This is a genomic window from Streptomyces ipomoeae 91-03, assembly GCF_000317595.1.
GTDB lineage: Bacteria > Actinomycetota > Actinomycetes > Streptomycetales > Streptomycetaceae > Streptomyces > Streptomyces ipomoeae.
On sequence record NZ_AEJC01000515.1, the window covers coordinates 20,083 to 30,102 of the forward strand.

8 protein-coding genes and 1 pseudogene are annotated in these 10,020 nt (G+C 69.9%); 5 read left to right on the top strand and 4 right to left on the bottom strand.

What is annotated here, in order from left to right; genetic code table 11:
• Positions 1 to 11 precede the first annotated feature (11 nt).
• Both hutH and STRIP9103_RS50260 read right to left on the bottom strand, forming a co-directional pair.
• Positions 12 to 1,562 (bottom strand): histidine ammonia-lyase, encoded by a 1,551-nt coding sequence (hutH, locus tag STRIP9103_RS33340; protein ID WP_009328030.1) that lies wholly within the window; start codon positions 1,560 to 1,562, stop codon positions 12 to 14.
• Between the two features lie 2 nt (positions 1,563 to 1,564).
• Positions 1,565 to 1,738, bottom strand: a complete 174-nt coding sequence (locus tag STRIP9103_RS50260; RefSeq protein WP_009328037.1) for a hypothetical protein — start codon at positions 1,736 to 1,738, stop codon at positions 1,565 to 1,567.
• A 795-nt stretch (positions 1,739 to 2,533) separates the two neighbouring features.
• Here STRIP9103_RS50260 and STRIP9103_RS33345 point away from each other — a divergent pair.
• Positions 2,534 to 2,767 carry a ferredoxin gene (locus STRIP9103_RS33345; RefSeq protein WP_009328038.1) on the top strand — a complete coding sequence of 78 codons (234 nt, stop codon included), beginning with the start codon at positions 2,534 to 2,536 and terminating at the stop codon, positions 2,765 to 2,767.
• A gap of 13 nt (positions 2,768 to 2,780) precedes the next feature.
• A complete protein-coding gene (locus STRIP9103_RS33350; RefSeq protein ID WP_009328039.1) occupies positions 2,781 to 4,037 on the top strand; it encodes a cytochrome P450 in 1,257 nt (418 codons plus the stop codon).
• Here STRIP9103_RS33350 and STRIP9103_RS52180 read toward each other — a convergent pair.
• Positions 3,934 to 4,272, bottom strand: a pseudogene (locus tag STRIP9103_RS52180) (serine hydrolase); the annotation flags it as partial. The gene STRIP9103_RS33350 and the pseudogene STRIP9103_RS52180 overlap by 104 nt on opposite strands.
• Positions 4,273 to 4,517: 245 nt before the next feature.
• Positions 4,518 to 5,876 carry an MFS transporter gene (locus STRIP9103_RS33355; protein ID WP_009328028.1) on the bottom strand — a complete coding sequence of 453 codons (1,359 nt, stop codon included), beginning with the start codon at positions 5,874 to 5,876 and terminating at the stop codon, positions 4,518 to 4,520.
• Positions 5,877 to 6,222: 346 nt separating this feature from the next.
• On the opposite strand from STRIP9103_RS33355, the gene STRIP9103_RS33360 reads away from it, so the two are divergent.
• The 3 genes from STRIP9103_RS33360 to STRIP9103_RS33370 all read left to right on the top strand — a co-directional run.
• A complete protein-coding gene (locus tag STRIP9103_RS33360; protein ID WP_009328022.1) occupies positions 6,223 to 7,320 on the top strand; it encodes an acyl-CoA synthetase family protein in 1,098 nt (365 codons plus the stop codon).
• Positions 7,320 to 8,699 (top strand): aldehyde dehydrogenase family protein, encoded by a 1,380-nt coding sequence (locus STRIP9103_RS33365; protein WP_009328024.1) that lies wholly within the window; start codon positions 7,320 to 7,322, stop codon positions 8,697 to 8,699. Before STRIP9103_RS33360 ends, STRIP9103_RS33365 begins: the two co-directional genes overlap by 1 nt.
• A 323-nt stretch (positions 8,700 to 9,022) precedes the next feature.
• On the top strand, positions 9,023 to 10,020 hold a 998-nt coding region (locus tag STRIP9103_RS33370; RefSeq protein WP_009328027.1), incomplete at its 3' end, for an aldehyde dehydrogenase family protein.

Genomic DNA, 10,020 nt, shown 5'->3' on the forward strand with positions numbered 1-10,020 from the left:
TCGCGATGTGGTCATGAGAGGGCTCCCGTCACTGACTCGACTGCGGCGAGAACAGCGCCTGAGCCGACGAGTTCGACCGTGTTGTCGATCTCGGGCGCCAGATACCGGTCCGAGCCGGGACCGGGCACTCCGGAGGACCTCAGCAGCGCCACGACCGCACCGGTGGCGGCGGACGGCGTCAAGGGGGCGCGCAGATCGAGCGCCCGTGCGGCGGTGAGGATTTCGATGGCGACGACGCGGGTGAGGCCGTCGACGGCACGCCGCAGTTTGCGGGCCGCTCCCCATCCCATGGACACGTGGTCCTCGAACATCGCGCTCGACGGTATGGAATCGACCGACGCGGGTGCCGCGAGGCGCTTGAGTTCGGAGACGATCGCGGCCTGGGTGTACTGGGCGATCATGTATCCGCTGTCGACACCGGGGGCGTCGGCCAGGAACGCCGGCAGGCCGTGGTTGCGGGCGACGTCCAGGAACCGGTCGGTTCGGCGTTCGCTGATCGAGGCGACGTCCGCGGTCGCGATGGCCAGGAAATCGAGCGCGTAGGCGACAGGCGCGCCGTGGAAGTTGCCGTTCGACTCGACCCGTCCGTCGCTGAAGAGCACGGCCGGGTTGTCGACGGCCGAGGCCAACTCGCGGCCGGCCACCGCGGCGGCGTACTCGACGGTGTCGCGTGCGGCGCCGTGGACCTGCGGCGAGCACCGCAGGGAGTACGCGTCCTGTACGCGGGTGCAGTGCGGCCCGCGATGGGAGGCGACGACACCGGAACCCGCCATGATCGCGACCAGGTTGGCCGCGGAGGCGGCCTGACCGGGATGGGGCCGAAGTGCCTGCAGATCAGGCGCGAACGCTCTGTCGGTCCCGAGCTGTGCTTCGACGGACATGGCGGCGGCGATGTCCAGGGTCTTCAGCAACCGCCGCAGATCGGTGATCGCGAGGACGAGTTGGGCCAGCATGCCGTCGGTGCCGTTGATGAGGGCGAGGCCCTCTTTCTCGTGCAGCTCGACCGGGCTGAGACCGGCGGCGGTGAGCGCCTCGGCAGCAGGTACGAGGGCACCCGACGCGTCGCGTACCTCGCCTTCGCCCATCAACGCCAGCGCGCAATGGGACAGTGGTGCCAGGTCGCCGGAGCAGCCGAGCGAGCCGAACTCGCGTACTACGGGCGTGATCCCGGCCGACAGCAGGGCGGCGAGCCGCTCCGCGGTCTCGGCGCGCACGCCGGTGTGTCCGGTCGCGAGCGTCGAGAGCCGCAGCAGCATCATTCCGCGCACGACTTCTCGCTCGACCTCCTGCCCCGAGCCGGCGGCGTGGGAGCGGACCAGAGATCGCTGTAACCGAGCCCGCTGCTCCGGCTGGATGTGTTGTGTCGCCAGAGCGCCGAACCCGGTCGAGATCCCGTACGACGGTGTCGGCGCGTGGGCGAGTTCCTCCACCACGGCCCGGCCTTTCTCCAACGCCGAGAAGGCGTCGTCGCCGAGGCAGACCGTCGCGCCTTCCCGTGCGACAGCGGTGACGTCGACGAAGGAGAGCGGGCCGGTCCCGACGGTCACGGTCTGGCGCGGCATGCTCATCGGGCGGCCCCGTCGGCGCCGACTTCAACGGACGTGCCGGTCACCGGGGTTGGGCGAAACGCCATCCAGCCACCAGGACTCGCAGAGCTCGGGGTGCCGCCGACCAGGGCCTTGCCGGTCACGGCGACGGCCTCGGGTCGGGCGAAGCCCCACTCAAGTTGTTCGTTCATGGCGGTTTCTTCCTGTCGAACCGGTCACGTGGGGGTCACAGCTGACGGAGACGGCGGGCGTTCCCACGTCATTCAGCCGTCCATCGACGTCAGCGGGGGTGGAGGGCCGACAACACCGCGAGCAAGCACGCGTGCGTCGGGTTGATGAAGGAGCCGGCCTGTGAAGACGAAGGAGCCGGCCTATGAACTCGCGCACGGGGTGAGGGCCGACGAGGTCGTCCGTGGCGGCATGAACACAGATCCGCGCGGGCCCGGGGCAGGCTGACGACCGGCCCGGATCAGCAGGACTGCCGGCAGCGTCCCTGTCCCGCGAGAGCCGACGGACCGGCTGCCGTTCTCGTCCAGCACGCGAAGGCAGCCAAAAACCTCATACCGCATCAGATCCCCTACCGTCCCTGGATGGAGAACTCGCTACCGGGCTGTCACAAGGAGATGACCTTGAACATTTCAATGTCACTCCGCCGTGCCGCAGAGCGGCACGGCGGAGGGCGGACCGCGCGCGGCCAGGGGCACTCTTCCGCTGCGAGGTCCTGGAGAAGAACCGGAACCATCCCCGGAGTTGACCCGAGGAGTGATCTGACTGTCCATCACATTCCGCCCCAGGAACGTCTGTTGGCCGGTGTCACGCCACCGGACGACACAGCCGGCCCGGACCGGGCTGCCGCCGCTTCCCCCCGGTGGTGCCGACCCCGGCTCCTTGCTCGGCGCGCCCACCTCCGCGGCCGGTGACGTCGACGTCCTCGGCTTCCGCCCGCATGCGGAGTCCACCCCGCCCGCCCCACCGAGGGCCGACGCATGAGTGCGACCGAACGAAGCCAAGGCGGCTCCCTGCTCTCGGTCGACCACGACCTGTGCAGTGGCGTCGGCTACTGCCAGAAAATCGCGCCCGAAGTCTTCCGCCTCGGTGACGGGCAGGCGTGGCTCGCCGACGACCTCGACCTGGCCGCAGCGGACCACGACCGGCTGCGGCGTGCCGAGGCCGACTGCCCATGGCTCGCGATCACCTTCACACCGAACGAAGACGACTGAGAGGAAGAGCGACATGACCAGTCGGCCCGAGGACGCGTCGATCGAGGACGTCGAACCGCGGTACAGGCCGTACACGGCCAAGGCCGCCGAGCCCTGGGAGGAGTTCGCGCACGACCGGGCCCGCTGCCCGGTCGCACGCAACGCCGAGCTGGGCGCGGTGCAGGTCACCACCTATGAGGGAGTCAAGGAGCTACTGGGCGAGCACCGGACGTTCTCCAACGCGTCCGGCAACATCTGGCCGCTGAAGGAGCCGCTGCCGCCTGAGGAGCAGGTGCTCGGCTGGGCCGACCCGCCGCGCCACACGCGCCAGCGGAAACTGCTGGTCAAGGCGCTGTCGGCGTCCCGTATCCAGAACATGCGCGCTTTCAGTGAACGCCTCGCGGACGACATCATCGACGATCTTTCCGAGCGGGGATCCTTCGAGATGTACGAGGATTTCGCGGAGCGGATGGCCGCCGGTCATGTCTGCGAGCTGCTGGGCATCCCGGAGAGCGAACGCGACGAGTACGCGCGGGCGGCGAAGCGGATGGAAGAGCTGGTCACGGTCACCATGGACGGCCGAGCGGAAGGCGGGTACGGCACCGAGCTCAACGAGTGGCTGGAACACCTCGGAGGGATGATCCGGGCGAAGCGTGCGGCCGGGCCGGACAGCGACGACCTGATCACCCAGCTGTCCTTCGCCAGGGTGGACGGCGACTACTTCGAGGTGGGCGAGATCGCGCGAGTGATCCAGCTGCTGAACGTGGCGGGGATCGGTACGACGATCGGGGCGATCGGTAACACCGCCTACCTGCTGGACCGGTACCCCGAGCAGAAGGCCCGGTTCCTGTCCGACGTCGAAGGGCTCGCACCCTCCCTGGCAGCGGAATCACTGCGGTTCGAGACACCCATCTCGGGTCTGTGGCGCACCTGCGCCAAGCCGACCAGGATCGGGAACATCGATGTCGAACCGGGTGAGAAGGCCTTCGCTGTCATCAGCGCCGCGAATCATGACCCGCAGGTCTTCGACCGGCCGGACGAGTTCATCATCGAGCGTGACTGGGCCAACCTGCCTACGGATCTTCCGTTCGGCCAGGGCATCCATTTCTGCGTCGGCATGAACATGGCCCGACTCGAGATACAGGTCGCCACCGCGAAGCTGTACAAGCGGCTGCCCAACCTCCGGGTCAGGCCCGGCTTCGAGCCCGAACTCCTTCCGGGGGCGGTGCTGCGCCGTTTCGAGACACTGGAGATGATCTTCGACACCCCGGTCCTGCCGAGGACCACCTGACAACGGGCGTCCCGTCGTCGTAGTACCCGCCGGAGAAGTCGAACAGCCCGCTGGTGTGCTGCGGCGGCATCCGCACGGTGATCCGCCGGTCCGGCCCGAACCGGGGCAGGTGGTCGGCCGCCGGGGCGTCCAGCCCGGCCTTGCCCTCGGCCACCAGCCGCAGCACCACAGTCGCGACGAAGGTCTTGGTGGAACCGCCCACCTGGAACAGCCCATTCGTCGCCGCACGGCTGTACTGTCCGCGGCGGCCACCCCCCGCGCGCGGCCGCCCCGGTCGGCAGCGTGGCCGCCACCGCCGCGTGGAATGAGATCCGGCCGACGCAGCGCGCCCGTGGGAGCCCCGCCGCCCAGCTGGTCACCACCGGTCGGCGCCGCATCCCGCACCGTCCCACCGGAACCGTGGAACCCGGCGTCCACGACGAACCGCCCGCCGTGCCCGGATGGCACGGCGGGCGGTTCGAGTGCTCCGGGCGAGAGGGGTCAGGCGGTGAAATCCTTGTCGCGGGTCTCGGGGAGGGCCAGGATGCAGCCCACGCTGACCAGGCACAGCACGCCGGCGTAGAGGCCGAGGACGAACGGCGACTGCCAGTGCGAAGTCAGCCAGGTGGCGACCAGCGGGGCGAAGCCGCCGCCGAGAGTGACGGCGAGGATGAAGGTCGCCGAGGCTCCGGTGTACCGCAGCCGGGCCGGGAACAGCTCCGGCAGGAACGCGGCCATGGGCGCGAACATCATGATGAACAGCACGAGCCCGATGGTGAAGGCCCCGGTGATCAGTACGGCGTCGCGGGTCTGCAGGGAGCCGAACATGGGCAGGGCCCACACGGCGCACCCCGCCGCGCCGGCCAGCATCACAGGGCGTCTGCCGACCCGGTCGGCCCATATCGCCACCGGCACGGTGACGGCCACGTCGGCCACGGCGGCGATGCTCGTGGCTGTCAGCATCGTGGGCTGCGGGATACCGAGGGCGGTCGGTCCGTAGGAGAGGCTGTAGACGGTCGCCAGGTAGTAGATCGAGGAACCGCCGATCGCCGCACCCACGCCGAGGAGCAGTCTGCCGGGGTACTCCTTGACCAGCACGCCCAGCGGGAAGCGGGGTGCCGCGGCGCCGCCGGTGGACCGCTCGTTGAAGACGGGGGACTCGGCGACCCGGGACCGGACCCACAGGCCGACGACGATCAGGCCGGTGCTCAGCAGGAACGGGATGCGCCAGGCCCACTCGGCGAAGCCGTCCCTGCCCACGATCGCCAGCGTCGGCAGGATCACGGCGCTGGACAGCAGGAAGCCGAGCGGCGGGCCGGCCTGCGGGATCGACGCGTACAGCGCACGGCGTCCGGGGGGCGCGTGCTCCGCCGCCAGCAGCACGGCTCCGCCCCACTCACCGCCGAGGCTCACGCCCTGCAGCAGGCGCAGAACGACCAGGAGCACGGGGGCGATGAGACCGGCGGTCTCGTACGTGGGCAGCAGTCCGACGCCTACCGTGGACAGGCCCATCAGGAGCAGGGAGAGGAAGAGGGCACGCTTGCGGCCGACCCGGTCGCCGATGGCGCCGAACACCACCACGCCGACCGGTCGGGCCACGAACGCGGCGGCGACGGTGAGGAAGGCGGCCAGCGTGGACACCGTGGCGTTGCCGGAGGGGAAGAAGGCCGGGCCGAGGACGAGGGCGGCGGCCGTGCCGTACACGGCGAAGTCGTAGTACTCGATGATCGTGCCGATGAGGCTCGCGACAGCGACCCGCGACGCGGTGGTTTTCTGTGCGGTGGCGGCCGTGCTCGTCGCGGTGACGCCGACCGGTTCGACGTCGCTGGTGGTCTCGGAGTCGCTGGTGATCTCGGACATGGAGCGGCTCGCTTCCCATCAAGCCCGGATGCTCAGTGATCCAGGACATACGGTAGGGAGGACTGAGCGGGGACTGTAGTGCTCCGGCCACCGGCGGAAGGCTCCCCGTGCCGCCCTGCGGCACGACACAACGGACACACCCGGCACTCCGCCCCCCAGGCCGTGACGCGGCCCACGTCAGCGGCGCGCCGCGGCATGCAACAGCGGCTGTGCCTACCTGCGCTGCTGGAGCGGTGACGCGCCGCCGTGCCGCCCACCGGCACACGCCGTTCCCCCACCACCCCCTCGACGCTGGAATGACAGCACCGAGCGTGGCCCGCAGGACGAGCGAGACACCGGAGGCAGCATGTTCGACGAAAACGACACCGTTCTCGACACGCCGATCGAGGACGGTCCTGACCCGGGTGAGTTCATCAGGGCGGCGATGCGATGGCACTTCGACCCCAGGACCGGTTCGCCGTTCTGGTTGGCGCGGGCGAAGACACTCGATTTCGACCCGCTGACCGATGTGAAGGGGGTCGATGATCTGGCGTTGTTCCCGAACGTGTGCGACGAGCTGCGCGACGTGCGCGTCGAGGACCTCGTTCCTCGCGGTTACGGCGAGAACCCGGAGATCTGCGGGATCTTCGAGAGCGGTGGCACCACCGGCCAGCCCAAGCGCGTGGTTCTCCTGCGGGACTGGTTCCTCAAGTCGCAGGGATGGCTCAGCTCGACCCTGGACGCGCACGGCGTCCCGAGGGGCGCGAACTGGCTGATGATGTTTCCCACCGGCCCGCACATGGGGGGCTACGCGTACGCGCGGCTCGCGAAGGACCGTGGCGGCCACCTGTTCTCGATAGACATGGACCCGCGCTGGGTCAAGCAACTCATCTCCTCCGGTCGCACCGACGACGCCCGCGCCTACGCCGGCCATCTGCTCGAGCAGGCCCGGTACGTGTTACGCAGTCAGGACGTGGGTGTCCTCGCCATCACGCCGCCGGTGCTCGAACGACTCGCCGTCGACGACGAGCTGACCGAGCTGGTGCGGAACAAGGTCAAGGCGATCGTCTGGGCCGGTGCGCACATGGACGCCAGCACCCGTGACCTGCTCGGCAGCGAGGTCTTTCCCGGCCTCGCGCTCGTCGGCTTCTTCGGCAGCACGATGATGCTGCACAGCTGCGGCCAGCGATTCACCGAGGACGTCGGCGAGTGCGTCTTCGACCCGCCGGCACCGTTCATCACCTTCCGGGTCGTCGACCCGGACAGCGGGAAACAGGTCGACCACGGCGCCCGTGGCCGGGTGGTGGTCAACCACGTCAGCCGGAGTTTCCTGCTGCCCAACAACCTGGACCGCGACGAGGCCACCCGTGTACCGGGGCCGCGAGGACAGGTGGGCGATTCCCTGGCGGATGTGACTCCGGTTCAGGTCTTCGACGGCGAAGCCGTGATCGAGGGGGTCTATTAGTGAGCGTCACGAGCGACCTCGTCCGACTCGACGCCCTGGGCCCTGGAGGCACGTACCGGTCGAGGAACATCCAGACCGTCAATGACATCCATGGTGCGCCGTTCGCCGAGCTGAGCCTGGTTCCCCCGCTCTTCGTCGCCAGGACGATGTCGGCGCTGCGCAAGGCCGACCCGTTGCCGTTGGAACAGCGCCTGGACGCCATCGCCAGGGCCGGCAGGGCCTTCGCCACCGAGACCGTCGGTGGGCTGTCCCCCGAGGAGTACCAGCACGCGGTGTGCCGGGTGTCGGGCCTGCCCTGGGTCACGACGGAGATGGCCCTCGAGTACACCGTGCAGTACACGGACCGCGCGTACCTCAGTTCCCAGCTGGCCCGTCCCCTCGGGGCGGTCAACGACTGGCGCGATCCGCGCACCCGGCACGGCAGCGGCGTGTGGGCCCGTCGCGGCCATGTGTTCGCCGTTCATGCCCCCGGCAACACACCGAGCGCCCACACCCTGTGGCTGCAGTCCCTCGCCCTCGGCTACCGGGTGGCGGTGCGGCCGTCGAGCCGCGAACCGTTCAGCCCGCACCGGTGGATCACCGCACTGCGCGACGCCGGCTTCGGCGCCGACCAGGTCGCCTTGCTGCCGACCGACCACGCTACCGCCGACGAGGTCGTGCGGGGCGCGGATCTGGCGATGGTGTACGGCGACGACGAGGTGGTGCGCAAGTACTCCTCGATGGCGACGGTGCTGCCGCAGGGTCCGGGGCGGTCGAAGTTCCTCGTCACCAAGGATGCCGACTGGACGTCCTATCTGGACACCATCGTCTCCTCGGTCAGTGCCCACGGCGGAGCCGCATGCATCAACACCACCACGGTGTTCGTCGAGGGCGATCCGGCACCGGTGGCCCAGGCGATCGCCGAGCGGCTCTCCGTGCTGCCCAGCCTGCCGCCACAGGACCCCAAGGCGGTGCTGCCCGTCAAGCCGATCGACGAGGCCCGCCGGATCGAGCGATACCTGCTGGCCAAGGCGGCCGGCACCACCCCGTGGCTGGGCGGAGACGGGATCGTCGACGACCTCGGGGACGGCACGGCGGTGTTGCGCCCCGCCGTGCACCAGGTGTCCCGTCCCGATGCCCCACAGACCCGCATCGAGCAGCGCTTTCCCTGCGTGTGGGTGGCGCCGTGGAGCCCGGAGGCCGGGGTCGAGCCGCTCAAGGACACCGTGGTGCTCACCGCCGTCACCGACGACGAGACGCTGGTGGACCGGCTCATCGACGAGCCCAGCATCGCCAACGTCTACCTCGGCGACCACCCGACGTACTGGCTTCCCCCCGGCATCCCGCATGACGACTACCTCGAATCGTTCCTGATGCGTACGAAGGCCTGCGTCCGCTGATCGCCTGAGCCGAGCAGAGGGCCTTCGCCCGGGTTCGACGAGCGGTTCGACGAGCGAGGGCCCTCATGGCCGTTCCCACCTCCTTGCCGGCGGAAGTCTCCGCGGCCGCGACCTCGGTCCCGGCCGTGGCCACATGGCCGGTCGGCGCGGACGCCTCGCGTACGTAAGGGCGGCCGACGCGGCGGCCTCGCACCCGCACGGCGTGCCGCGCGTGCTGCCGCCCGAATCCTTCGTCGCCTTCCCGTGCCGGGAGGCACGCCACCTGCCCGGAGACACGCCCGACCTGCCCCGAGACACGCCCACTCATCAGGGAAGTGACGTCAGTGATCCACCCGGAACCCACCCATCGCATGCTCATCGGCGGCCGGCTCGTCGGCGCCGAAGGCGACCCGCTGGGTGTGCTGAATCCCGCCACCGAGGAGATCGTCGGCCACGTCCCCGACGCCACCGACGCCCAACTGGACGCCGCCGTCTCGGCCGCGCGACATGCCTTCGCCACCTGGCGCACCACACCTGTGGTCGAGCGCCGCGCCGTGCTGGCCGCCTGCGCGTCGACCGTCCGCGAACACACCGAGGAACTGGCCGTACTGCTCACCACCGAGCAGGGCAAGCCGTTGGCCGACGCGCGCGCCGAGCTCATGGCCTTCGCCGAGTGGCTCGACGCGCATGCCGCCATGGAGTACCCCGACGACGAGGTCACCGAGACCGAGACCCACCGCATCCGGGTGCGCCGCGTACCGCTCGGCGTCGTCGCCGGCATCGTGCCGTGGAACTTCCCGGTCGTCCTGGCCGCCAAGAAGATCGGCCCGGCGCTGCTCGCCGGCAACACCATCGTGGTCAAGCCCTCGCCGTTCACACCGCTCACCACGCTGCGCGTCGGCGAGTTGCTGGCCGACGTCGTACCCGCCGGCGTCATCAACACCATCAGCGGTGGCGACAACCTCGGCCCGAGACTCACCGAGCACCCGGGCATCCGCAAGATCGCCTTCGTCGGCTCCACCGCGACCGGCCGCAAGGTCATGGCCTCCGCCGCCCGTAACCTCTCCCGCGTCACCCTGGAACTGGGCGGCAACGACGCCGCGATCGTGCTGCCCGACGTGGACGTGGACGAAGTCGCGCCGAAGGTCTTCTGGACCTGCTTCGCCAACAGCGGCCAGCTCTGCATCGCCGCCAAACGGGTCTACGTCCACGAGGACGTCTACGACGCGTTCGCGGAGCGATTCGCCGAGCTCGCACGGTCCGTGAAGGTCGGCAACGGTCTGGAGGACGGCGTCCAGCTGGGCCCCCTCCAGAACCGCGCGCAGTACGAGAAGGTCGTCGG

What these genes read in the sequence shown, in the direction of transcription:
- hutH (WP_009328030.1), bottom strand. Translation starts at nt 1,562, where the DNA reads ATGCCGCGCCAGACCGTGACCGTCGGGACCGGCCCGCTCTCCTTCGTC.
- STRIP9103_RS50260 (WP_009328037.1), bottom strand. Translation starts at nt 1,738, where the DNA reads ATGAACGAACAACTTGAGTGGGGCTTCGCCCGACCCGAGGCCGTCGCC.
- STRIP9103_RS33345 (WP_009328038.1), top strand. Translation starts at nt 2,534, where the DNA reads ATGAGTGCGACCGAACGAAGCCAAGGCGGCTCCCTGCTCTCGGTCGAC.
- STRIP9103_RS33350 (WP_009328039.1), top strand. Translation starts at nt 2,781, where the DNA reads ATGACCAGTCGGCCCGAGGACGCGTCGATCGAGGACGTCGAACCGCGG.
- STRIP9103_RS33355 (WP_009328028.1), bottom strand. Translation starts at nt 5,876, where the DNA reads ATGTCCGAGATCACCAGCGACTCCGAGACCACCAGCGACGTCGAACCG.
- STRIP9103_RS33360 (WP_009328022.1), top strand. Translation starts at nt 6,223, where the DNA reads ATGTTCGACGAAAACGACACCGTTCTCGACACGCCGATCGAGGACGGT.